Below are 22952 nucleotides of genomic sequence, written 5' to 3' on the forward strand. Positions count from 1 at the left end.
ATTTCCCCTATCTGAATCAGAGTCTTCGCATCATTTGTCCTGGAGCTGATTGAATCGACGGAGGTAGTCCCGGTAATCGGCGACGATGTCCTGCCCGACGTTCTGCTGGATCGGTTGTGTCTTCGCGATCGCATAGGTCGGCGTACCGAACGAGACTTTCCTCAGAATCGCCTGACCGTCCGCCGAGAGTACGAAACGCATGAAGGCATTCGCCTGCTTTTGTTGCGTCCGTCCTTTCAGCTTTGAGATCGCGTTGATCGAGTACGTATCGAGTGGGATGCTTTTGACCGGATAATACTTTTCGCGTAGCGATTGTTGATCCCCGATGAAATTGACCCCAAGCATCGCTTCCCCACTGGCGACGTACGACGTCGGTGCAAAACCGTTCGCCGTGAATAGTCGCGTTCGCTCGATTAGCTCGCGTAAGACACCTTCCGACTTTGTTCCGTATCCGTCAAAGATCGCTTGCAGGATCGTCGCACCGGTACCGGAATGGTTCGGATCCGGCAAAATTAACTCGTCCTGATACCGTTTCGCTGTCAAGTCAGCGAGCGTCTTCGGATACGGTGCCGCCCCGAATCGGTTGTTCCAGACGTCCGTATTGATGACGATTGCGAGGCGTTCGACTTCGTAGCCGATCCAGTAGCGATCCGGATCCTGTAGTTCCGCTTGATCCATGTCGCTCGGGAACGGTGTCGACAACCCGCGTTGCTTGAGCGTCTGGTGGGCATCCCACGTTCCACCGATGATGACGTCGGCGCGCGGATGATCCGCTTCCTTCGTCACACGCCGGACGAGTTCTTCCGTCGAGAGGCGGACGAACTCGTACGTACAGCCAGCTTGTTCACAATATGATGACAGCAAGGCGCGACCGATATCCTCTTTCGCAGAGACATACGCCGTCAAATGCGGAACGGTTTCCCGCGCAGCTGTTCCCTGCTTCGTCTGTTCATTGTTGCGGACGATCCAAATGCTCATGAGACAAATGATACTCAGCAAGAAGAGCATTCCTTTTCTCATCGATTTGCCTCCTTCCCGGTCGGCAGGAGTTGTCCTTTTAAATAGAAGGTGTTTCCATTGTCATCATCCATGTACTGGACGCTGAACAATGTCTCATACACAGTAATATTCATTAAGTTGGCACGCTTGTTCTGCTCATTCTTGAACCGCTGGAGCTTGAGAATGCGCGGCTGTCCCTGACTGGCATCGAGTGCTTGACCGACTTCTTCATAGTCCGTCATCGGCTCCGCTTGCCCCAGGCGACGCTTGACGTCTTCTCGCTCACGTGCAGTCAAAGAACGAGATCGTCCTGCTGCATACACGGTCACGACTTCCGCCTCGGCGAACTGACGCGCGAGCTGTTCCGGTTCGTGATAGGCGTTTAAGAATCGTGCTTTCAGTGACGTCGTTTGAGTGCTAGGACGTTTTGCGACACATTTTCCATTTAGCGTCATGCTTTCCCCGAGGGAGAACGTCCACGTCGTTCCGTTTAAGAAACGGAGCGTCCCGTTAAATGTCGCCGTTCCTGCCGGACAGGTTCCGTTTGTCACCGTCTTCATTTGCTTCAATAGCGTCGTGATGCGCTGGACTTCCGTTCCGTCTTCTACCGTCTGCTCCCCCCATGCCCGGTGACGTAACGTCAACTCGGTCGGGAGTGAGTCATCGGAAGCATTCAGTCGTTTCGGTCCATCGAGGACGTGTAAGCGTCCGAAGACCGTCTGCTGAAGCAAAAGAAGACCGAGGGCAAACAAGATGCCCATCAGGAAGAGATAAGCGATGGTCGATGCTTTCATGATTCCTCTCCTTGCTTGATTCTTAGATTACGTGGCAATTGTTTCGTAAATCCGGTCGAATTGTTTCGTAAATGTATCATTTGTAAGCGATTACATCATGTCTGATTCGCTAATCGGAAGGTCAATGTGATACGTGTTCCGCTTACATCACTTTCAAGTGCAAAATCGCCACCTTGTTCCTGCATCAGACGCCGACAGAGCGGTAGACCGAGTCCATTCCCACTCGCCGTCGTCAGACTATGTTGCTCCTTCTCCCATTCGGCAAGCACTGCTGGATCAACGCCGATTCCGTCATCCGTCATGATGAGTTGAAGGGTCGTATCCGTACTGACGGTCGAAAACGTCACCGACATCGCGTCACTGTATTTGACGGCATTCTCAAGAAGGTTCAATAAGACTTGTTTCGTCTGATCCGGTTGCCCGAGCACGTAGATCGGCGGAACATCCTGTTCAACTTGAATTCCTTGTCCACCAAGACGCAATTGCATGATGAATAAGGCGTCTGCGAGCAAGGTGTCGAGCGCGAACATCGTCGACGTCACGTGGCGTTCGTTGCGTTGTTGTTTCGCCTGTTCGAGATTATGCGAGACGAGTCGTAACAAGCGCTGGCTCTCGACTTCGATGTAGTGATAACAGTGCGCCGCTTCATCCGGCGGCAGCTTGGGGATCAATTCGACATAGCCCATGATCGCCGTCATCGGTGTCCGGAGTTCATGGGTGATGTGATCGATGAACGTCTGTTGGTCGCTTCGTTGTTGTTCGAGCTGTCCAATGTTGTGCTGGATTGCGTCAGCAAGCGTCGAGAAGTCCGCCGCCAGTCGGTTCAACTCCTCATATGGATACGTCGGTAACGCGTGCGCATAGTGTCCTTTCGTCAAGGCGTGCGAGACGCTCCGTAAATCATCGATCGGCCCGATCAACGTCTTTGCCATCCGCCGCGCTGTCCAAACAGCAATCACGATCAAGATCAGAAATACGCCCGTGAAAACGTAGGTGAATTGCCGCAGCAGTTCGGCTTCCGTCCTCAGATCAACAAGAAAACGGACCGAGCCGATGACGTCCGTTTTGCCATACAGCGGACTCGAGAAGAACAGCACCGGAACATCGGTTTCTTTCAGAAAGAGATAACTCGACTTCCCTTTTAACGCTTGATCGATGTCTCCCGCGAGTAGCGGCAATTGATCGCGTTCCGAATCAGCGAGCAGTTCTGCGTTTGGTCCAAACAGTTGGACACGCGCATCGAATCGGTCTGCGAGATAGGAAGCGATCGGGACTGCCGTATCGGCGAGCGAGTCCGTCTCTTCACTTGCGAGGTAGTTCATCGTGTAGAGATCCGCTTCCCGACTTAGTTTTTGGACGGACTCGACGGCGTTCTCGTATAGGTTCGATTGGATGAAGGCATAGAGAATCAAGAAGAGGACGAGCGATGCCGGAACGAGGAGCAAGACGAAGTTTTCCGTGATGACTTGACGTAGCTTCATGCGTCGACCCACTTGTAGCCAACACCGTAAATCGTCTTGATCCGTTCGCCTTGTGCTCCGAGTTTCTTCCGTAAGCGCTGGACCATGATATCGACGGCGCGGGTCTGACCCGAGAAGTCAAAGCCCCAGACTTGTTCGAGCAGTTCATCTCGCTCGAAGACCCGTTTCGGATGCGTCAGGAAAAGTGCGAGCAATGCATACTCCCGGTATGTCAGTGGTAACGGGTGACCGTCGAGCCGAATGACTCGTTCTTCGGGATCAACAGATAAGAATGGATCACTTGCGACAGGTACCGGTGGCGCGACCGCCTTCGTGCGTTTCAATAGATTTTTGACACGCAAGACGAGCTCCGTTCCGTTAAACGGTTTGGTCATATAGTCATCCGCTCCGAGCTGCAGCCCGATGATTTTATCGTTCATCTGATCACGTGCTGTCAGCATCAAGATCGGTAAGTCAGGCGTCGTCTGTCGAAGTTTTGGAATCAAATCGAAACCGGTCGTATCCGGTAGCATCAAATCGAGGACGATCAAATCAAAGGTCTGTGTTGCCTGCAAGGCGAGTGCTGCTGCTCCATCGGCTGCCGTCTCGACCGTCTGACCATCAAGCTCGAGTTGCAGTTTGACGAGATGCCGGATGCTCGCCTCATCATCGATGACAAGAATATGCATAGGAATTCCTTCTTTCTAGGCAGGTTTTTCTGTCCCCTAGCGTATCATGAAATCGTTTGCAATCCCATAATAAGAGGAACAACGAAAAAAGCCAGTTCCTACAACAACTAGGAACTGGCTCGTACTTATTTCACTGTAAACTTCATCGTAATAGCATCACTATATGCGTCTGGTTCGAAGTGCCATTTTTCAACGCCAGTCTTAATCGCTTTAAATCCATATCCGTCGAGTTGTAACTTTCCTTCTCCTGAAGAAAATGCCCGATAGACGTATGGATTCGTATCCTTCGTCGATTTACGAACGATTCCGAAACGTTGCCCTTTTTTGAGTGTCATCGTTTTGCCACTCGTCAGATGCGTGCTACCGCCATAATAATCGAGCGTCATATAGTTAGAGACCTTCCCGGCAACAATCCGGTCATCCGCTCCTGTACCGACTCGATGCTTCAGTGTCTTTCCGTTGTAGGAGTAGACATCATGAACGATCGTCATCGAACCGACATAGAGTTTTTTATCTTTAATTAGCGCCCGACCGAACGGGTATGCTTCTTTTGATTCGAACATCTTTTTGATCATCTTACCATCCGTTGAACCAATCAGGATCGGCACGATGTAACCCCCGCTTCCACCAGATGGTCCGATGACAAGCTGTTCTTTTTTCGTATCGAGTAGTTTTCCTTTCGCCCGGACATCATAATAGTCTGTATCTCGATCTGTATACGTATAGATCGTTGTCCATTTTTTCTTCTTCGCGTCATACTTCTGAGCTTTACCGATGACATCATTCATATATGTGTTCGAGTTGAATCGTTCATACAACGTAAATGTCTCAGGATACTTGCCACCTAGTAGATAGACAGACCGGACATCGACCGGTTTATAACCACCTGATAGTTTACTTTTCTTTAACGCCGCGAGTTGACGATCAACGATCGTTTTTTCCGTCTTACTGAGTGCTGCTACCGAATCACTTGCTACTGGTAGTGTACTGATGATGAGACCAAGTGCTGTTGCTATAACTACTTTTTTCATTTGAACTCCTCCTTACAATTAATATGTCGTCGTATCGTTTTGACTGAAAGTTTTCAGTTCTTCCGAGTCGGTGATATACCAGCGCTCGTCATCCAGGTTGTACTTCAAATAATACTTGAAAGGTACGTCTTTTCCTGGGTTTTCTTCAGCAAGTGAACCGTCTTCTTCTTTTAAATAATCTCCATCATAATAACAAAGTGCTTCGACCGTCGCGGTCAGATTGGTCGCGACTTCACTGACAGTGATAGATGCTGGTGAATATTCGACTTCGTCCAAGTACCCTTCCCAATAGACGCCCCTTTTGTCCATGCTAGCGTAGTAGCCTTGTTGCTTATTCAAGTATGCAGATGATGTAAACAATGTGAACGCCGACGTATCTTTATCGATATACGCCTGCTCCCACTCTTTGGCATGTTGATACACTGTATCAACGATATCTTCTTTAACCGATTCTCGAACTTCCATGCCTCTACCTGTCGCTGAATCCGAGAGCGACTTCCGCTGATCGACGAGCCAGTCTTGACCTGACTTTACAAGACTTAGTTCCCAGACGATCGTGCTACCCTCGGGGCGTTCGTGCAGATACGGCTGATAGGACCGGGAGGAATAGTCGACCGTCGCTTTGACTGTCGCCTTATCTCCTTTGATCGTCATATCATTTTGAGGAATATCATTGACCGTCAGTACACCGTCAAAGATATAGCCACCTGTGACTAAATCATCCAAACTCTTTTGGAAGTTCTGGTTATATGTGTCTGTACTGACGGACAGTCCTTTGACACTTCGTTCTGTCAAAGCATCTTCAAGTTCCCGGAAAAAGAGCATTGAAATATCTTGGACGTCCTTATAATCCTGATTAGACAGTTCCTCCGAATCTGTTTTTTTCGTTGTATCCGTCGATTCTGATTTTTCCTGACTTGCCTTCTCTTCTTCCCCAATGACGAACGAAGCGTCCTGATTCTTCTGTTCGACCGCCTGAGGCGTCTTTTCCTGATTTAAAAAGAAATACGTTCCGCCTCCTGCAGCGAGCAACAGAACGAGCGCTCCAATCCCAATCGTTCGTTTATTTCGTTTGTTCTTTTGTTTCTTTTCGTATTTTATGACGACGTACGCTCGCTCGATTTCCGTCCGTTCTTCGGAGTCCTCCGGATGTGCTTCAAGCTTTTCCGAGTATGCTTGTTCCAGTTCTTTCATCGATGAGGTACGCGATATTCCTAGGCGTTCGTATGGATCCATGATTTCCTCTCCTTTTATTCAAAAAATTGTTATTTTTATATTTATTTTACATTATAATGACGAAGATAAGAAAGGAGTGCTTTTATGTCACATTGTTCAAATTGCCAGACTCCGATGAATGATCAGATGATCTTTTGTCCAGTTTGTGGTCAAAAAAATAGTCACACGCAATCCCGTTCCTCCAAAAAAGCGTGGTTCATCGGATTGCTGATTCTGTTGCTTTGCATCGGTGGAGGTGCCTTCGGTTATTTGAAATATCAAGCTGCACAACCATTGTTTCAGACGAGTGAGCTGACTCATGACGCAGCAGATGTCGATCAAGTCTTGCCGCAAGGCTTCTCAGCGACGAGGTTAGCTGACGACGAACTCGAGGAGTACCTCACTTTTGAATCAGCATCACCCGATTCCCTGTACCGCTTTCTCAGTACCTATGCCAAGCGTCTTCCTTCGATTGAGAACGAAGGTGGCGATGACTGGCAGTATTATGATTCGTCAATGGACGAATACATATCGTATGCGGACTTATTTTATGGAGACGATGATTTGACGGAAGATGAACGCGTACATTTCGGCGATCGCCTTGCCTTTTCAGAAGAATATCCGACGAGTTACGTTGCCTTACAAGACATGACGTTCGATGCCGTCAAAGTCATCGATAAAAATCACTTCCATGTCGAGACGACGGAAACATACGACCGACACGATTTCGAGATGGAGAACCAGCCCTCGCATCGTGCAATCGTCGAATATGAGATCACGTTCCAAGACGATCGATATAGCATTACTTCGATCAAACGAACTTTCAAGAAGGAGACTACATCATGATGACACGTGTACTTCCTCTCCTCTTCATAGCCATCGTACTAAGTGGCTGTAGTAACGATTCAGCAGATCTCTACTTGAAGCAAAGTGCTCAAAGTACAATGGCTGGAGATCTTTTCGATGAACAACAATGGCGTGAGAAGGCGCGTACGGAAGGTACGACGGACAAACGGCTCATCGCACTGACGCAACAACAGGAAGCTTTTCGTGACCTTGAAGCCGCCTTGTTCATGAATCAGACTACAGATGCCCTTCGCTACGCAGAACGGGTCATGAACCAGACGTTCGGTGACAAAGCACTCGCGAACGAGGCGGCTCGTTATCACCGGACACTCGGTAAAGTCGAAAAAGCGTTCAATGATTTAGCCGGTAGCTATGCGTACTCGACAAGTGATCAAGGCGAATATGAGCAAGATTATACGGATGCGACGATCGATGTCGTGACACGTCCGAATCGCGAGGCAACACTGACGATTCATGACGCCCGTGATTATGAAGGACAACCGCTCGATGACTATACGTACAGCGGACGTTTCAATTCCGACAACACCTTGATGCTCTACTTTCACGAGTCATCTTTAGAAATCAGGTTTAATGAAGACGGGAGTCTGACATTCCGTGCTTCTGGTATCGAAAAAGACTCTTACATTGAATTTGAACAAACAACTAAACAATCCTTATGATAAAACGCTTGTCTTCGCAAAAGGAGACAAGCGTTTTTATTTGGAATCATCCTTTTGTATCTTTGAAGCGGTTCAATCCGTATCCCACTAATCCACCGAGGAATGGGAAGAGGAAAAGCATGAACGCATTCCACCATGTCAAAGTAGAAACGACGACACCGGCTAGGACATCGTTATCCCATTGCAGTTCAAACCGTGTTTGTGTGAAGTACGCTAGAATGAGTCCACCAATCATGAAGACCCCAGCATAAATCGCAACATTCGGTAACGTCCGAATCCAGCGGAATCCGATTCCGATATGGATGATGAACATCAGTACAAGCGCAATCAAGCCGTAAGGAGCAACACTTGAACTGAGCAATTGCTCTTCTTCAAATGGAGTGGAGGCATTCGCGATTTGAGCGAAGCGTGTTAAGAGCCCGACATCTACCGTTTCATCAAAACGTGTTACTTTCGGATCGAGTGTTGGATCTTCTCCGTTTTCAATCTGGTTCCCGATGATTCCTTGAATCCGACTCAGATTCGAAGCTTCTCCCGCTTCTTCCACTGGTCGTTGCAGATCATTCAAACGGTCTTCGCCATATAAGGCCGCACCTAAACGGAAGTCTTCCGTCAAAACGGTCATCTTGAAATCGACTTGTCCCGCTTGCGACATCGCGTAAAGCGGAGAAGCACCACTCAAGAGAACGAGGCTTGCTGATTCACCAAATTCGACTTCGTCCATTTCATCGAGCTCGTTTAGATAATACAATTGTCCGAATGACGTCAGCAGGACACCAAACAAATAGACGCTCATTAACGTCGTCGCAGCGATCCGCCCGACTTGCCAAGAACTACGCAGATCCGTTTGACCGATGAATTGGAACAAAAGGACACCAGCGAGCGCTAGAAGGAAGATCCGAAGCATTCCTATGACCAGATGTAGATCGAAGATACCGAAATCTGTCGCAAACAATCCGACGACCAGCGTAATCAACGATAATGTCAGGGCAAAGACGACAGCACGTTCGATTCGCTCATTCCACGATGTCGTCTTGACTCCGATGACACCACCTCGTTCCAGTAACCACGCACTCCCAATCAATAGAAGCAGACCCGGTAAGGACAGCAAGAAATGTCCTGAGAAAATATGAAAATCAAGTTGATCGATCGCTTTTTGAATATCAGAGAACTGTTCTGCATCGTTGCCTACCACTTCTGTAAGGAAGCGTGATTTCAAGTCTTCACTTGATGTGAGATTTAGACCAGCAAGGGCAACGAAAGCAAGGAAAAAGAACATACCGAACGTACTAAAATCATCTCCCATGTTTTGTTGAACAGTCTTGATTCCTTCTAATGCCGGGTTATCACTGAGGAGACCGAGCATGACGAACAATAAGACGACGATTGCAGCAAAACAAATGATGGCAGCGATACTACCGATCGCAAGACTCGGATTCCCAAACGAGAAATCGAATCGTGATATAAATGCGCGTCCACGCTCTTTCAACGGGAGATTCACGTTCCAATCCTGCGACTTCCACTTCTTACGAATGTCGTCCATACCTGGAAGACGATCTACAAGTGAGCCTTCTGACGTCGCAGCGATGAGGCGCGAATGTCCACAATTCGGACAGTACGACGCACGACCATCCATTTGTGTACCACACCCGACACAAAAATGCGCAGCTTGTTCGAAGCGAATCGGACGGGCTTGCTTATCGAGCGACGTCCCGTCTACTTCGCAATACTGGGCGTGTGGAGCATGTGCTTGGCCACAGGTCGAACAATACTTCATACGCGTTGCCCCATTTCCGATCCGCAGCATGTACAGAAATGCTGATCATTACGTTGTGGTGTATGACATGTCGTACAGGCGACTTTCGTTTGTTCGTTCTCACGTGGAACGGACGTGCCGCATTTCCCACAAAACTTCGCGCCTGGCTCAAGTGGCGTCCGGCATGACTTACATTGCTTTTGTGCAGCTTCGACTTCCATCTCGTCAATCCGTGACAAGGCACCGAATACGAGTACTTCTTGTGCAAGAATGTCCTCGATTTCTTGACGATGCCCTTCGCTCCGCAGCTTCATGTAATGACGCTCTCCGATTTCGTACAGCAAGCGTCCTTTTTCACGTCGTGCTTGCTCCGCCTGCTCCTGTAATTCTTTTGCTGTCATCCCTTGAAAACGTGATCTGACTGATTGCCAATCCATCATCTGTGTAGCCTCCCTTGTTCTTATTTAATACTCGTTGCCTGTTGAATCCTGAAACTTTCCTCGTAGCTATCCTCACTACTTTCATACGTGAACAAGTAGCGGAAGAGCGACTTCGATGTTGTTTTTCCTGGCGATTCACTATCAGGCGTATACATTTCACCCCGAATATAGGTTGTCGCCATGACTTCGATACCTACCGAATCCCCATATTCGACGAACTTAGCTGAGGGACGATCAATCGACGCATTCATGAACTCTCCGTCCCACTCCAAGTCCTTTCGGCTCCAATCGTCATAGTTCTTTTGTTGTTTCGCAAGATAGGAAGCATCATCAACGAGTGAGAAATAACTTGTATCTTGATAAGTTGCCGCATCAACCCAGTCAGAAGCATGCTGCTCGACGGCTTCTTGCAGTTGGTTCAAAACGTTTTCTGATGGTTCGAACGTGAACATCGCTTTTTTCGTATCTGGTTTGACGACAACCTCACCCGATGTTTCCTCACCCCAGGGGAATGAATTTTCAATCGAGAGTTTAATACCGTTCTTCGGGATTGGTCCATAGTTCTTCAAATCTGATACTCGTTCTGATGTCGATTTTCCATCAACAATCAAAAAGGCATCCGGATACGTCTGGTCGAGTTCGACCGCATTTCCTTTTAAAGTGATTTCGTATTTCCGATCTGCAGCGTCAAGCGTCAACGGATTGATTGTCACATCGCTCGACTCTTTTCCGTATTCGCCATCATACGCGATCTTGGCATCCGTCAATCCTGGATAGACGCCGTCCATCATGATGCCCTCCGCCGACGCTTTACTACTTTCCGTTCCGACCGGATTGACGAGCGTCACCTTCGTTCCTTTAAAATTACTGATGACTTCCGTTTTCACACTATCGAGGCGCAGACGATAATCCTTGAAGATCCCGAGCTGGCGACCACTCGCTACGATTTGACCAGGAACATCACTTTCGTTTTCTGCTTGAATCGACACACCGGCCATCAATAAATAATCCATGAATGATTTCTTTTGTTCCGGTGTCTCTTTTAAGGCATCTAAAAAGCGTTGCGCCATCTTCTGATCAACCGGTTTTCCGTTGAACTCCGTATGCTCAGCGAGTAATGTAGCGTCACCAGAGCGAATCGCATCACGGACCTTATTCGTCGTCGCTTCGACCGTGAACCATTGTGTCGCGAGTCCATAATAGGCACCACCTGCTACGACCAACAATCCAACTGTTAAAAGAACGGCTTTTGCAGACTTACTCATTTTTTTAGAGCGTACAGGTCTGACGTCGCGTTCTTTTTCTACAGGTTTTGCGTGTTCTACGTGATGTTCCAAGGCGTCACCGCAACTCGGACAAAATTTCAATCCACGTTTTGCAGCATCCGAACAATTCACACATGCCATATGTCCTACTCTCCTTCTGTTTTTTAATTTCATTTAAGTAAAAAATAGCCATAGAAAATAATAACACGTTTACTCGAAACTTACTATTTTTGTAAAAATAATTTTGTTTTCAGACTTCTTGTTGACTAAAATCAATATTTCAAAAGATTTTTTTACTTATTCTAAAAACGATTTATACATATTAAACGCTATCTTTCCCTCTAGTGTTCTCTTGATGAATGAATAAACTTAGGTGGAATTCATATCCTATAAACATATTCAATTATCCATTTTTTAAAATAATGAAATTCCAATTTATAGTCATGTATGCTATTTTTTATGTATAAAAGATATAAGGGGATAAAATAATGCAATCATCTACTAAACCAAAACGTAAATTCTATAAGAAATGGTGGTTTTGGTTAATCGTACTTCTTATTTTTGTAGCAGCAGGAAACAATTCAGAAGATCAGGCGACTCCAGCCAAAAAAGAAACATCAGCAAAATCAACAGAATCGACCACGAAAAAGCCTTCTACTACAAAGGCAGACGACACGGATAACGAAACGACTGCACCATCGAATTCAGAAGAGGACGAGGTTGCTTCGGAGGAAGAAGCTACTGTAGAAGATACTTCTACAGTAGAGACTGAAGTAGAAGACTCGACACCTGATGTTCCAACAGAATATCTGTCAGCACTAGACAAGGCGGAATCGTATGCGGAAACGATGAACATGTCAAAAGCAGCCGTTTCGAACCAGTTGACGTCCGATTATGGAGAGCAGTTTTCGAAGGAAGCTGCAGCTTATGCGATGGAAAACATGAGTTTTAATGATTGGAAATCAAACGCACTCAAATCAGCTGAGTCTTATTCCGAAACGATGAGTATGTCGAAGAAAGGCATCTACGCGCAGCTGACATCCGACAGCGGTGAGAAGTTTACAAGTGAAGAGGCACAGTATGCGATCGATACACTTGATGCCGACTACAACCAGAATGCACTTCAAAAGGCAAAGGAATACCAAGAGACGATGAGCATGTCACCTGAAGCGATTCGAGATCAACTCTCATCGGATTACGGAGAAAAATTCACAGCGGAAGAAGCGAACTTTGCAATCAGTCAACTGAAATAATAATTTTTACCCTGTTCTAATTTTGAATGGGGTGGTTTTTTATTTAGACTATCTCATTCGTTGTGCATGGTTGAAATGAATCCTCTACATAAAGATAACTGCACAAAAATACCCCTTGATCAATACTTGACCAAAGGGTATAAAAAATCTTCCTAATTCTATTACAAAATAAAATGTTAAACACTCCATTTTTCTTACATCGTGTGGAACAACATTAGTTTCTCAATTGCGAGACGATGTTGTCGTTCGATAACTCTTTATTCATTTTCCGAGTAATCAATAACTTCACGAATCGTTTGTTTAATACGATCAGAATGGATAACAGTACAACTAATCCAGCGACCATTATCAGAAGCGGCTGCATTCCCATGTATTTCCACATTCCTACTGCAAATAATGCAATCAGAGCATAGGAATACATATATATTTTTTTATTCATGGATTCGATGGTTGAATAAAATTGTCGAGAAATTTCTTTACTCGATAACCCGTTGATATATAACGACAACAAGTCTCTATTTAGTGTTTTGATCAGTGCATTTAAACTATTTCTATAGAAGATAAAAACGATAGCAAGCAACACTACTTGGAAGAGTATCAACAGATACATCGACATTTTAGATCCTGTTACAAGTTTTTCTAATCCTTCCGCTTGATAGTATACATATGCTTTTTCTTCATCAAACATGTTATTAAAATCTTGTACGAAATCGTAGATATGCTCTGTTTTCGTAATATTGACTAACAACGACTTAGCACTAGAGTAATTATCTGATTTACTTATTTCCTCTGCCAATTTCGCACTAGTTTGAGGTGCTAGATAACATTTATCCTTCAAAAAGAAGATACCTGAGCCCTCATAGTAGGATTGTTTTAAGGACAACGGTTTATTCTCCATATCCGTGAACTTCAACGTATTCCCTTTAAATGAATCAGGTAGTATGATTTCATTTCCTTTGACCGATTTGTGATAGTTGATGGCATCTCGCGTCGTTGGATTTAGCGTCAGACAGTTCATGAAATCCTGCTCACCATCACCATTTGAATATGATAATGGAATCTCATATTCATACGATAAATCTTTAACGTTATCCATCTTTTTTATCTTCTCTGTATCATACGAAAACTCACCGTTTTTACTGTATCCGTTGATGAGTACCATCGAAAGCCGCTCATTATTTAAAATGTTATTTCGAATATTTTCTGTTGAGATAAAGATGGTAAAAACAGAAAACAATAGTAAAATGATGAGCAGGAAGTTTAATGTAGTCAATTTTTTAAGCTGTTTCATATACTTCTTCTTCATGTAATGAAAAACGGTCATTTTCATATTGCAATTCCTCTATTCAATTCATTGAAATTAAATGTTTGATCCGATTGACCAACTACATAATTAGAATGCGTAACGATTAAGATGATTTTATCAGACTTAATTTCCTTTAATAAATCCATGATCATTTCAATGTTTTCTTTGTCTAGATTATTTGTTGGCTCATCTAGCAAAATCAATTTGTATTCAAAAATCATTACCTTTAAAAAAGCAGCCCGTTGCCGTTCTCCTCCTGAAAGATTGTTGACAGGTACGTCTAACTTCTTCGACATTCCGATTTTTTCACTGTATCGCTTTAATCTTTCTTCATCAATATTTTGATGATTAATTAACGATATGATTTCGAGATTTTCACGCACGGTTAATGCTTCAATGAGATTTAAATCCTGAAAGAAATAAGCGATTTGTTTACGTGCCTCATCAATCTTTTCTTTATTCGAAAAATCTAGCGTTTGATTGAACAATACTACTTCTCCATGCGTAGGAGCCTGTATCAACGACAAGATGTTAATCAAAGTCGTTTTACCGCAACCACTTTTACCAAATAGTGAATAAATGCCTGGCTTTTGAATTTCTAAAGAAAAGTCATTTAAAATTTCTTGATTTCCATAGCCGAAACTTACGTTATTTACGTTTATTGACATCATCGAATCATCGAAACCTCCTAGCAATTTCGTCACCCTCTAAAATATTTAAGATATTATTCAGGTAGACACTCATTTCGAATGAATAGTTTCCTGCTTTCTCACAATAACCAAGACCGCATTCTTTCTCTTTTATACGCTCTTTGATCTTCTCAGTATCCACTTTTAATTCATGCTCCGTGATCATACTGCTATACACATTCAAAACGACATAATCATCCTTTCCATCATATTTCAAGACAGTTGGAAATAATGACTTCACTTCTTTTTTCTGTGAAGAGGTCAATGTAAAGCTATCATAAATCAACAATTTTGTTAATAATTTGTTTTCTTCTAATAGATTCTTTTCATTAAAAAGATCATTTTCATCTTGGTTTTTTCCACAATAATATCTCTCCGATAGGTTGTGTAAATCTTTACAATTCACATCTGGAAACTCACTCAAATCTCGATTTTCATTTTTTAAAATTTGATCTATGACAGATATGAAGTACAAATTTTGTTGCGTCTTCTTTTCGCTTCCTAAGAGGGTATCGAGGCGGGAATTAATCACCTCGATGTATTGTTCTGTATGTTTCAATTTATTACTAGCAAATAAGTTAGACATCAGATACAGATTTCGAATACTGTCTAAAGAATGATAAAAACTAGTGTAAGGTTTATTTTGATTCAATAAGTTTACGAATGCTTTTTTTCCTGCATCGTTCTCCATAACCATCTCGACAATTTGTAATTGTATCCAGTATGTGATTTCATCACAAAATAGTAGTGTGATTTGGTTTTGTTCATTCTGATAGAGAGATTGGAGACGTTCTAACTTTATTCCCCATTTATGACTATCGTTTAATTTTAATGCTGCATACAACAAGATAGGACGGTTTGGATCCATCAAATCTTGATTAGAATATTCGTCAATGATTGTTTTTATCGTTTCTTTTGTCGGAGAAGTGCTTATATTAGAATCAAGTTCAAGCGATAGGAGTGTAAAGTATAAATATTCAATTTGATCACCTTGAACGGGTTGTCTCATTTGGTGAATATGCTCTTTTATGTCTTGAATCATGCTGACTTCTTTGATTGAATTTGCAGTTTCGTATAAAAAATAGAGATCAAAAAATGAGTCGATTTTTGAAATTTGTTTGCTATTCAATGTACCTTCACGGTTAAGTTGCATAACAATCAAGTCACAATAAAACTTGTTTCTCTTTTCATTACATTTTTGAATCGAATAGTTCTTTGACTTCTTTTTTAGAAAACGATAGGTACTGTTATTTTTAATAGCTGAAGATTCACTAAACTGACTATCTACTTCAAAGACAGAGCCACCATCTGATGTTTTTAGATAAGAAGATGCAGTCTTCACTAAGTTTGAATTATGTATATCTCGATTGATGAACGTTTCACCTTGGCTACAACCAGCTAATATGAATAAAAAACTGATACAAATAAGGATTATTTTTTTCATATGGTTTCGATACTCCTGTTCATAATACGAAAGGTTAGTGTAAAAAGAATGATTAAATTATGTTCGAATGATCAAATCTTTGCAGTAGCTGTATACGTTCGGTTGCTATAATCCACATGTATAGTCGTGTTCATCCCTAAATAGAGTGTCAATCCGCTACCACACACATTTCCTGAACTATAGTATGATTTACTCTTTGTTGATTTCGTGTACCCTGGGCTTGTTCCGCTACCGCTAACGCCGGCACCTGAGAATGAAACACTTCCTCCAACTGTCGTAAATGTGACGTGGTGCTTTAAACTTTTAAAGCCTGTCCGTGTAGTAGAACTATAGGCTTTATAATTTCCGCAGCCACTAAAATCAGAGAAGTAAGGTAAATCTGCTTTTGATGTGACACTGCTCACAGTTTTGGTCGCTCGGTAAGCATCTGCTTGAGGTGCGAAAGCAAGCGTACAAGCGAGTGTCGATACTGCAGTTAACGTAAGTACTTTTTTCATTTTACATTTCCTCCTAAATTTTCATTTCCTTTTACACTTACCCTTTCGTAAAAATCCTATCATAAATTTTCAGATAATAACCATCAAATTAGAAAAAAATTTCCATTTTTCGTTTTTCTACCATCATTTCTTTACCTTATAATTTATTTGTTTTTTATATATTATTTTGAAACACTCTTTAGTAATGGTGCTAAACTTTTTCTTCTGATAAGCAATGGATAACTATAAATAAAAAAGAGACCTCCCATTACGGAACCAAAAGTCACTCTTAATGCCTTAAATGAATGTCATCAATTCGTTGCAGACTTACCATTTTCTCTGATGTGAAGCAATCATACAACTTTGCCTTCGCATAAAAGAAAAGTTCTTTTTTGCTACTGTGAATTGTTTTTTTAGTAATTAGTATTTGACATGGTTTTGAAATAGGGACGAGCAACACCAAGATCATGACGAGTATGATGAACCCTGTCCATATCATTTGACGATTCCTTCTTTGTCACGGATTCCGACCAATGCAAAATTTATCCATTTTTATTTCATCACTGTGTTTCAAATTACATCAATCTACTTTTGAAATCTATTTTCTGTTTCTAATGAACAAAAAAACTCTCCTTAAAAAGGAGAGGTATCTGACGATCAATCAAGCGAAAAAATGCTCACGCGTTACTTCTTTCAAATGTTTTAGACTTGATTGATTACAAAAAGTACTAGAACAACTCCAATCAACAACAGCGAATCGTTCATTCCGTTATCCTATCTCCACCAGCCTTTTTCCTTGTTGTTTAATCGCTTCGTCATGCGTGACGAGGATGATCGTCTTTCCTTGATCGTTCAACTCTTGTAAGAGCGCCATCACCCGCTCCGCGTTCGCTTGATCAAGCGAGCCCGTCGGTTCATCCGCTAAGATGATGTCACACTGCTTCAGCATCAATCGAGCTAATGCGACCCGTTGCTGTTCCCCGCCTGACAACATGAAGACTTTTTGATCGATTTTGTCGCTCAGTCCAACAGAAGTCAGCACTTCTTCAATCGTCTTACCCGAGCGATAGCGTTTCTGAACGATCTCGAGATTCTGCCGGACCGTTTTTTGATCGACGAGTGCGAAGTTCTGAAATAAGAAGCCGAGCTTCGTCCGAAAGTATGCCAGTTGATTGCGCTTGTTCGTGATATCCTTTCTGTCGACGACGATCGTTCCAGTATCAATTGGCTCTAGCGCCCCAATCATGTTAAGCAGCGTCGTCTTCCCGCATCCACTTGGACCGGAAAAGATGACGAAGTCGCCCTGAGAAATCGTTAGCGATAGGTTTTCGAATAAGGTTTTCCCTTGAAACGACTTGGTCAGTTGCCGGATTTCAATCATAGATTACCCCCCTTTAAAATGCGCTGGACATTTGCCCGTTCAATCTTTCGAATCAGCCAAATCAGTAAGATTCCTTCGGCCAGTAGCAAGAGTGCTCCTCCAGTTAACAGTAGCCATGGCGAAGAAAACTCAAAGATATAGGCAGTAAGCGCTACAGCCAGTGTACTGACAAGCGTAATCCCCATCGTCGACACGATCAGGCTTCGGTTTTTCTGCCAGATGCTGTATCCCATCACCTTTTGAACCGACAACTCAATCGCATTCACTTGATACTCGAGGCGTAGCACCGTCCAGATGACGAGTAACTCCAGACTAAGAATCAGAATGACAAAGATCAGGTTCATGTTCATCAATCGTTTTGCTGCTTCCCAGATGCCAAGATACTTCTCCCACGCATTCGTCTGTAAGACGAGTTCGTTCGTCATCTGTTTCTCCGCCACATAGTCTTGAAAGGCTTCTTGGTCCAGGTCATACATGACGTCAGCCAGTAAGACATTTGACAGTTGTTTGGGTACTTTCGGTTGCTTTGCTTCATTGACGACGATGAGTAACGGATCATCGATGAGTCTACTGCCGCTAGTAAGATTTTGATCGATCGCGACGGTCTCGAAATCTTCTTGATAACGGACGACCGGATAGGAATCTGCGAGATACGCCGCGAGTCCGAGTTCACGAAGACCACTATCAATGGTCGACTTCGCTGGAATCGCAATCCCCTCTGGCGCAAAGAATGTCAGCTCATGCTTTAAGACGGAGGCACTATTCGCAAATTGTCCAGCAACTTCATCAAATGCCGTCCGATTCATCAAGACGGTCGGTTGATCTACCGTGAAGCTGTTAATCGGAGTGCTCAATGTCACTTTAAAGTCATCGTAAAAGCGTGTGTACAGTTCCGTCTGGATTTGTTCCGAGGTGTCGGAACTTTTCTCATCCGAATAGCGCGGAGACGTTACTTTGTGACCGATGTAAGTATACGAATAGTTTTTCTTCGCTTCAAAGAACGGACGTTGTTTATAGATCGTCACGGCTTCGGCGATGACCGTGATACTGCTTGAGAGCATCAAAATCGTCAAGAACGCTGTCACGAATTTCATTCCATATGTAAAGACAAGTAACTTATTCGACCGCTGACCGTTTGAGAACGCTTCTTTGATTGTCAAGCGTCGTAAGCGGAGATAGACCAGTCCGTTGACGACGAGCAATCCAACCATCAATCCACTGAACAGCACCAAGTATGGATCAATCGGCGTGAATGAACGGAGTGTCAAAAAGCTAACGATGAACGAAAGCAACAAAATGCAGGAGTCCATCAGAATCGAACGCGTTATCCAATAGGCTAACGATTCGCCCATCGATAGACGAACGAGCAATTCCTTTCTGACGACAGCCAGCTCATAGAAGGTCAGTAGCACGGTGATGATTGCAACAAGTGCGAATACGCCTAAGATACGGTAGAGTTCTGCCGACTCGTTATAACCAGGTTGCGGATGGTTTCCCGCGTATGTATCAATCAATTCCATCTTAAACGCCTTTACGGCAGCAGCTGAACCAATCCCGTAAAAGTTTGATGTATAAGCAACGGCAGGATGCTCGGATAACGGCTTGAACTGAAACGTGATATCACCGAGAAAGACGCTTTGATAGACCTGTTCTTCAATCGAGCGGGTAGCAAACATCGCTTTAGTACCCGCCGTTCCGTAAATCATCTTCGTACTCGAGAACGTCTGATTAGGCGTCTCTTCATAAGTGAAGACATCGACTTGATGTTTCGTCGCGGCTCGCTCGATATCTGCTAGCATCTGTTGTTCCGAAATCTTCGGATTCGGATAAATCGTCGTCGACACGAACGGTTCTGCGAATCCTTCAAGTGTCAGCATCCGACTCTCTCCAATGATGAACAGACTCGTAAACACCATCACGGTTAGAATCATTAACTTCAAGCGTTTCATCCGGTTTCCTCCCATCTTTTAGTAATACGTTCAGATTACCTTGAAACACGAATAACCAAAAGATATAATTTCCTAACGCAATCCAACAAAACGCGTCTTTTAAAAACAACAGCCATCTATTCCTTAAAATCAGCAGCTTCGCTTCTCTTTTGCGACTAGGAATCTAAGGACTGTAAGCGAATTAGGAAGATCGCCTCTTTAATTATCTTTTTCCCACGACTTACTCCCTATCTTTCGATTGGTAGAACGATACTGATTTCTTTTTTCGAACACCCTAGCGGATAAGTAGAGTTATCCGCTGGGCGCAACGCTCCATTTCTTCAATCATGCCAACGGTTTCTTTAACTTTCAAAGAGTGTAAGCCGTATGATTTCCCCTCCTTCCGTCCCTTCGCCTCAGATAAACCCGCATTCTCGCGCGATTGCTTTCAGGATAACTCTACTTATACTAAAACTACCGCGGAATACATAACAGATATGCATATCTGAAGAAACGGATACTCATGAACGACTTACTACGTAACTGGATTCCCCTCGTCAACTCCCTCCTGTCCCGCCTTTCGATCCATCCGAATGAACATGATGAATGCCGGCAAGCTGCCCTCCTCCGACTTTGGAAATCAATCGAAGAAGGAAAGGTCATGACCGTCACCTTCGCCCGGATCCGGGCAAAAGGAGCGATGCTCGACTACTTAGCGACCCGCAACCGGACGCTTGCGACCGAAGTCGCGGTCGAGACGATGCCAGAACTCCCTCGGACCCCAAACGTCTCCTTTCATTATCTCCTCAGCGAACTCAAGCGAGATCTGTCGAATAAGGAGTACACGTTTCTCGAAGCCTTAATGCACGGCACGGAAGAGACGCTCGGTTACTCACCAGCGCGACTGCGCTCATTAAAGTCGGAACTCCGGCAGAAAGTTCAGTTCCTCCTCGGATGATGACGTACTATCAAGAACGCTTACTCGTAATCATCGAACAGGCGGACTATCGTCCCTTGACGAAAAAAGCCTATCGCTCAGACGTACGGCATCTCTGTCGCCACGTCGAACGAATCGATCTTCCGTCCCTACAGCGATATGGCAAGTTTTTGCGCGATACTTACGCTCCAGCAACTGCGGCTCGACGACTACATGCTCTGTCAATCCTGTTCGATCAACTGGTCGCCGAACGTTCACTCCAGACGAATCCGTTGGCACGCGTTAAAAAACCGGTTCCTACGCCTCACCGGCGACTTGCCTTCACGTATGACGACGTCCATCGTGTCCTCGAGACGATTCGTGACGAGACTGTCTACGCCTTTAGCTTTCTTCTCCTGCACACGGGACTGCGGTTTTCGGAAGCCCGTGACTTACAGCTCGCAGATGTCGACTTTGCGCGCGATCAGGTACTCGTCCGGAGCGGTAAAGGTGATCAATCACGTCAAGTTCCGTTGCATCATGCATTACGCGATGTCCTGTCGCGTTATATTGAGACGATTCGTCCTGATGTCCTTCCACTGTTTTGTGAAGACAGCGGACGACCGGTTAATCCGGCAAAGTTTCGTCGTGTCCTAAAAGAAGCAAGTGAACGATACCTCGGACGGATCCTGCGTCCGCATGACATCCGAGTGACGTTCGCAACGACGCTTTATCACGTGCATCAGACGGATATTCTAACAATTATGCGCTTACTCGGTCACAGCGATGTTCGGACGACCCAGCACTACGTCCTACCATCGCACGACATTGCCCATACGTCAGTCAATCGACTCAAGCGGACAGACGATTAAGAACGTCCCGGACATGATTCGTCTGGCTACGGATGTATCCTTCCGTCGTCGAGATGCTGGCATGACCAAGCAGACGCTTTATATCGAGCAACTTCAGTCCTGCCTGCTGATAAAGATAGGTCGCATAGGCGATCCGCAGCATATGCGGACGGACGTGACGCTTTAAGGACGTAAATCCCACCTCGCGAAGTGCCTTCCTTGCCGCATGTTCATTGATCATCCGTCCCGTGACGGACTGAAACAAGTAGCCGACCGTGCGACCTGCTAGAAACAAAACGATCTTATCGCAAAGGGTCTCCCCGATCGGAACCGTCCGTGTTCGACCGCCTTTCCCGTGACGAACGTACAGTTCCTTCTTCGCTAGATCAAAATCCTGCACCGTCAACAAACGGGCCTCCATGAAGCGGAGGCCCGTTTGGCTGATCACCTCAAAAAAGAGGCGATAGGTTGGATCTTGAATCTGTCGAATCACGGGGATCAGCTCTTCACTATCATGATACGTCTCATCTTGGAGACGTTGATGAACGATGGGACGGATCTCGACCATCGGATTCTTTTTGATGCGTCGTCGCTCGACGAGGACATTTCCAAGCCGGTGTAAGACATGATAGCGTCGCAAGATCGTCGACGGCTTATAATGTGCTTTCATCCAGTGAAAGTAGCGTCGTAAGGACGCGACTGACCAATCGACCTGATGCAAACGCATTTGTCGAAGATCACTCCGGTATGCCTTGATCGTATGGGCTGACCGCGAGAAGTCGGTCAATAAATACTGATCGAGATAGTCATAGTGGGTCATAGCTGGTTCCTCCTTTTTGTAGGGACTGACGTGACAGCTGATGAAGCACACGATTGATTTTCGATGAAATATCAAGAATCGCTTTCCCTAAACAATCAATGAACGAAAAACAAAAATAAGGAAAAAAGTTACAATCGTATTGAATCTATTTTCTGTAGAGCAGGAGAGAACACATACCTTTCTTTACCCTGAACGACAGCGCATTGATTCTCTCCACTAATCGATAAAGGAGCTTACATATGAATACGGATAACGACTATCTTGGCAATCCATCAGATATTCTCGTCACGACGTATGTGACGGAAGAGGACTTACGCGACATTATCGCAATCGAATTCAGAGACTTCTGGCACCCGAAACTACGCATCACCCCACACGAGCTCGTGATTACCGGATCGACCGTCTCAACAGAACATCGATTTGCCCATCATAAACCGTTCACCCTCACGATTGCCCCGTTTCGCATCCGTCATAACATCATCTCGTTTCATATCTATGACATCAGCCCAGCGTCTCAAGAACAGACGATTTTGAATCTGCTAAAGGCAAACCCGAACTTGTCTTACAGCTATCACATGATTCATGTCCATCTTCAACCATGCGACTTCGGAAATCCGTTTTTCCATACGCTCCAGTATACGAAATTAATGGATCATAAAATCCTCGTCGGTCTCCATCTATAGTCGATACGCTTTGATTTTTCCTCACCCGTC

Annotated in this window: 22 protein-coding genes; 6 read left to right on the top strand and 16 right to left on the bottom strand. The window is 44.6% G+C overall.

Features of this window, described 5'->3' with window-relative positions; translation table 11 throughout:
* Positions 1–30: 30 nt before the first annotated feature.
* The 6 genes from P401_RS0111990 to P401_RS0112015 all read right to left on the bottom strand — a co-directional run bounded on the left by P401_RS0111990 (position 31) and on the right by P401_RS0112015 (position 6209).
* Positions 31–1020, bottom strand: coding sequence for an ABC transporter substrate-binding protein (locus P401_RS0111990; protein ID WP_051656300.1), 990 nt, complete (start codon positions 1018–1020; stop codon positions 31–33).
* Entirely contained in the window at positions 1017–1793 is a 777-nt protein-coding gene (locus tag P401_RS0111995; RefSeq protein WP_029342657.1) for a DUF3919 family protein, read from the bottom strand. Before P401_RS0111995 ends, P401_RS0111990 begins: the two co-directional genes overlap by 4 nt.
* A 95-nt stretch (positions 1794–1888) precedes the next feature.
* Positions 1889–3274, bottom strand: a complete 1386-nt coding sequence (locus P401_RS0112000) for a sensor histidine kinase (protein ID WP_029342658.1) — start codon at positions 3272–3274, stop codon at positions 1889–1891.
* Entirely contained in the window at positions 3271–3942 is a 672-nt protein-coding gene (locus P401_RS0112005) for a response regulator transcription factor (protein WP_029342659.1), read from the bottom strand. The genes P401_RS0112000 and P401_RS0112005 overlap by 4 nt, the downstream gene beginning before the upstream one ends.
* 125 nt (positions 3943–4067) lie before the next feature.
* Entirely contained in the window at positions 4068–4973 is a 906-nt protein-coding gene (locus tag P401_RS0112010) for a hypothetical protein (protein ID WP_029342660.1), read from the bottom strand.
* A gap of 18 nt (positions 4974–4991) precedes the next feature.
* Positions 4992–6209 (bottom strand): hypothetical protein, encoded by a 1218-nt coding sequence (locus P401_RS0112015; protein ID WP_029342661.1) that lies wholly within the window; start codon positions 6207–6209, stop codon positions 4992–4994.
* An 84-nt stretch (positions 6210–6293) separates the two neighbouring features.
* Here P401_RS0112015 and P401_RS0112020 point away from each other — a divergent pair, with 84 nt between their 5' ends.
* The gene (locus P401_RS0112020; RefSeq protein WP_029342662.1) at positions 6294–7034 is read left to right on the top strand and encodes a zinc ribbon domain-containing protein; all 741 of its coding nucleotides are present in this window, start codon (positions 6294–6296) and stop codon (positions 7032–7034) included.
* Positions 7031–7714: a hypothetical protein gene (locus tag P401_RS0112025; RefSeq protein ID WP_029342663.1), complete on the top strand. Its 684-nt coding sequence runs from the start codon at positions 7031–7033 to the stop codon at positions 7712–7714. The genes P401_RS0112020 and P401_RS0112025 overlap by 4 nt, the downstream gene beginning before the upstream one ends.
* A gap of 46 nt (positions 7715–7760) precedes the next feature.
* Here the strand turns inward: P401_RS0112025 and P401_RS0112030 are convergent, their stop codons facing one another.
* Genes P401_RS0112030 through P401_RS0112040 form a run of 3 tightly spaced genes read right to left on the bottom strand, consistent with a single transcriptional unit; the run spans position 7761 to position 11316 of the window.
* Entirely contained in the window at positions 7761–9491 is a 1731-nt protein-coding gene (locus P401_RS0112030) for a zinc ribbon domain-containing protein (RefSeq protein WP_029342664.1), read from the bottom strand.
* Positions 9488–9910, bottom strand: coding sequence for a zinc ribbon domain-containing protein (locus tag P401_RS0112035; protein WP_029342665.1), 423 nt, complete (start codon positions 9908–9910; stop codon positions 9488–9490). The genes P401_RS0112030 and P401_RS0112035 overlap by 4 nt, the downstream gene beginning before the upstream one ends.
* Before the next feature lie 20 nt (positions 9911–9930).
* Positions 9931–11316: a TcaA 3rd/4th domain-containing protein gene (locus tag P401_RS0112040; RefSeq protein ID WP_029342666.1), complete on the bottom strand. Its 1386-nt coding sequence runs from the start codon at positions 11314–11316 to the stop codon at positions 9931–9933.
* 347 nt (positions 11317–11663) lie between these two features.
* On the opposite strand from P401_RS0112040, the gene P401_RS0112045 reads away from it, so the two are divergent.
* Positions 11664–12428 (top strand): Ltp family lipoprotein, encoded by a 765-nt coding sequence (locus P401_RS0112045; RefSeq protein ID WP_029342667.1) that lies wholly within the window; start codon positions 11664–11666, stop codon positions 12426–12428.
* A 214-nt stretch (positions 12429–12642) separates the two neighbouring features.
* On the opposite strand, the gene P401_RS0112050 is transcribed toward P401_RS0112045, so the two are convergent.
* From P401_RS0112050 to P401_RS0112075, 6 genes are all read right to left on the bottom strand, one after another.
* Positions 12643–13734 (bottom strand): hypothetical protein, encoded by a 1092-nt coding sequence (locus P401_RS0112050; RefSeq protein ID WP_236627117.1) that lies wholly within the window; start codon positions 13732–13734, stop codon positions 12643–12645.
* Between the two features lie 20 nt (positions 13735–13754).
* On the bottom strand, positions 13755–14405 hold the full coding sequence (locus P401_RS0112055; protein WP_034786107.1) for an ATP-binding cassette domain-containing protein: 651 nt from the start codon (positions 14403–14405) through the stop codon (positions 13755–13757).
* Between the two features lie 4 nt (positions 14406–14409).
* On the bottom strand, positions 14410–15867 hold the full coding sequence (locus P401_RS0112060) for a hypothetical protein (RefSeq protein ID WP_029342670.1): 1458 nt from the start codon (positions 15865–15867) through the stop codon (positions 14410–14412).
* A gap of 71 nt (positions 15868–15938) precedes the next feature.
* Positions 15939–16364 carry a hypothetical protein gene (locus P401_RS18445; RefSeq protein ID WP_152548195.1) on the bottom strand — a complete coding sequence of 142 codons (426 nt, stop codon included), beginning with the start codon at positions 16362–16364 and terminating at the stop codon, positions 15939–15941.
* A 748-nt stretch (positions 16365–17112) separates the two neighbouring features.
* Positions 17113–17724 carry an ABC transporter ATP-binding protein gene (locus P401_RS0112070; RefSeq protein WP_029342672.1) on the bottom strand — a complete coding sequence of 204 codons (612 nt, stop codon included), beginning with the start codon at positions 17722–17724 and terminating at the stop codon, positions 17113–17115.
* The gene (locus P401_RS0112075) at positions 17721–19673 is read right to left on the bottom strand and encodes a DUF1430 domain-containing protein (RefSeq protein WP_029342673.1); all 1953 of its coding nucleotides are present in this window, start codon (positions 19671–19673) and stop codon (positions 17721–17723) included. The genes P401_RS0112070 and P401_RS0112075 overlap by 4 nt, the downstream gene beginning before the upstream one ends.
* 502 nt (positions 19674–20175) lie before the next feature.
* On the opposite strand from P401_RS0112075, the gene P401_RS0112080 reads away from it, so the two are divergent.
* Positions 20176–20610, top strand: a complete 435-nt coding sequence (locus tag P401_RS0112080) for a sigma factor (protein WP_029342674.1) — start codon at positions 20176–20178, stop codon at positions 20608–20610.
* Complete coding sequence (locus P401_RS0112085; protein WP_029342675.1) at positions 20607–21440, top strand: tyrosine-type recombinase/integrase; 834 nt, start codon at positions 20607–20609, stop codon at positions 21438–21440. The genes P401_RS0112080 and P401_RS0112085 overlap by 4 nt, the downstream gene beginning before the upstream one ends.
* On the opposite strand, the gene P401_RS0112090 is transcribed toward P401_RS0112085, so the two are convergent.
* Positions 21421–22239 carry a tyrosine-type recombinase/integrase gene (locus tag P401_RS0112090; RefSeq protein WP_029342676.1) on the bottom strand — a complete coding sequence of 273 codons (819 nt, stop codon included), beginning with the start codon at positions 22237–22239 and terminating at the stop codon, positions 21421–21423. The two genes, P401_RS0112085 and P401_RS0112090, sit on opposite strands and share 20 nt — an antisense overlap.
* A gap of 239 nt (positions 22240–22478) precedes the next feature.
* Here P401_RS0112090 and P401_RS0112095 point away from each other — a divergent pair, with 239 nt between their 5' ends.
* Positions 22479–22922: a hypothetical protein gene (locus P401_RS0112095; RefSeq protein WP_029342677.1), complete on the top strand. Its 444-nt coding sequence runs from the start codon at positions 22479–22481 to the stop codon at positions 22920–22922.
* Positions 22923–22952: the final 30 nt, after the last annotated feature.

Origin of the sequence: Exiguobacterium acetylicum DSM 20416, from assembly GCF_000702605.1 — a bacterium.
GTDB classification, from domain to species: Bacteria; Bacillota; Bacilli; order Exiguobacteriales; family Exiguobacteriaceae; genus Exiguobacterium_A; species Exiguobacterium_A acetylicum.

Coding starts and splice junctions, on each gene's coding strand:
- P401_RS0112090 (WP_029342676.1), bottom strand. CDS start 22,239: ATGACCCACTATGACTATCTCGATCAGTATTTATTGACCGACTTCTCG.
- P401_RS0112010 (WP_029342660.1), bottom strand. CDS start 4,973: ATGAAAAAAGTAGTTATAGCAACAGCACTTGGTCTCATCATCAGTACA.
- P401_RS0112085 (WP_029342675.1), top strand. CDS start 20,607: ATGATGACGTACTATCAAGAACGCTTACTCGTAATCATCGAACAGGCG.
- P401_RS0112055 (WP_034786107.1), bottom strand. CDS start 14,405: ATGATGTCAATAAACGTAAATAACGTAAGTTTCGGCTATGGAAATCAA.
- P401_RS18445 (WP_152548195.1), bottom strand. CDS start 16,364: ATGAAAAAAGTACTTACGTTAACTGCAGTATCGACACTCGCTTGTACG.
- P401_RS0112045 (WP_029342667.1), top strand. CDS start 11,664: ATGCAATCATCTACTAAACCAAAACGTAAATTCTATAAGAAATGGTGG.
- P401_RS0112075 (WP_029342673.1), bottom strand. CDS start 19,673: ATGAAACGCTTGAAGTTAATGATTCTAACCGTGATGGTGTTTACGAGT.
- P401_RS0112095 (WP_029342677.1), top strand. CDS start 22,479: ATGAATACGGATAACGACTATCTTGGCAATCCATCAGATATTCTCGTC.
- P401_RS0111990 (WP_051656300.1), bottom strand. CDS start 1,020: ATGAGAAAAGGAATGCTCTTCTTGCTGAGTATCATTTGTCTCATGAGC.
- P401_RS0111995 (WP_029342657.1), bottom strand. CDS start 1,793: ATGAAAGCATCGACCATCGCTTATCTCTTCCTGATGGGCATCTTGTTT.
- P401_RS0112050 (WP_236627117.1), bottom strand. CDS start 13,734: ATGAAGAAGAAGTATATGAAACAGCTTAAAAAATTGACTACATTAAAC.
- P401_RS0112005 (WP_029342659.1), bottom strand. CDS start 3,942: ATGCATATTCTTGTCATCGATGATGAGGCGAGCATCCGGCATCTCGTC.
- P401_RS0112000 (WP_029342658.1), bottom strand. CDS start 3,274: ATGAAGCTACGTCAAGTCATCACGGAAAACTTCGTCTTGCTCCTCGTT.
- P401_RS0112080 (WP_029342674.1), top strand. CDS start 20,176: ATGAACGACTTACTACGTAACTGGATTCCCCTCGTCAACTCCCTCCTG.
- P401_RS0112060 (WP_029342670.1), bottom strand. CDS start 15,867: ATGAAAAAAATAATCCTTATTTGTATCAGTTTTTTATTCATATTAGCT.
- P401_RS0112070 (WP_029342672.1), bottom strand. CDS start 17,724: ATGATTGAAATCCGGCAACTGACCAAGTCGTTTCAAGGGAAAACCTTA.
- P401_RS0112035 (WP_029342665.1), bottom strand. CDS start 9,910: ATGATGGATTGGCAATCAGTCAGATCACGTTTTCAAGGGATGACAGCA.
- P401_RS0112030 (WP_029342664.1), bottom strand. CDS start 9,491: ATGAAGTATTGTTCGACCTGTGGCCAAGCACATGCTCCACACGCCCAG.
- P401_RS0112015 (WP_029342661.1), bottom strand. CDS start 6,209: ATGGATCCATACGAACGCCTAGGAATATCGCGTACCTCATCGATGAAA.
- P401_RS0112025 (WP_029342663.1), top strand. CDS start 7,031: ATGATGACACGTGTACTTCCTCTCCTCTTCATAGCCATCGTACTAAGT.
- P401_RS0112040 (WP_029342666.1), bottom strand. CDS start 11,316: ATGGCATGTGTGAATTGTTCGGATGCTGCAAAACGTGGATTGAAATTT.
- P401_RS0112020 (WP_029342662.1), top strand. CDS start 6,294: ATGTCACATTGTTCAAATTGCCAGACTCCGATGAATGATCAGATGATC.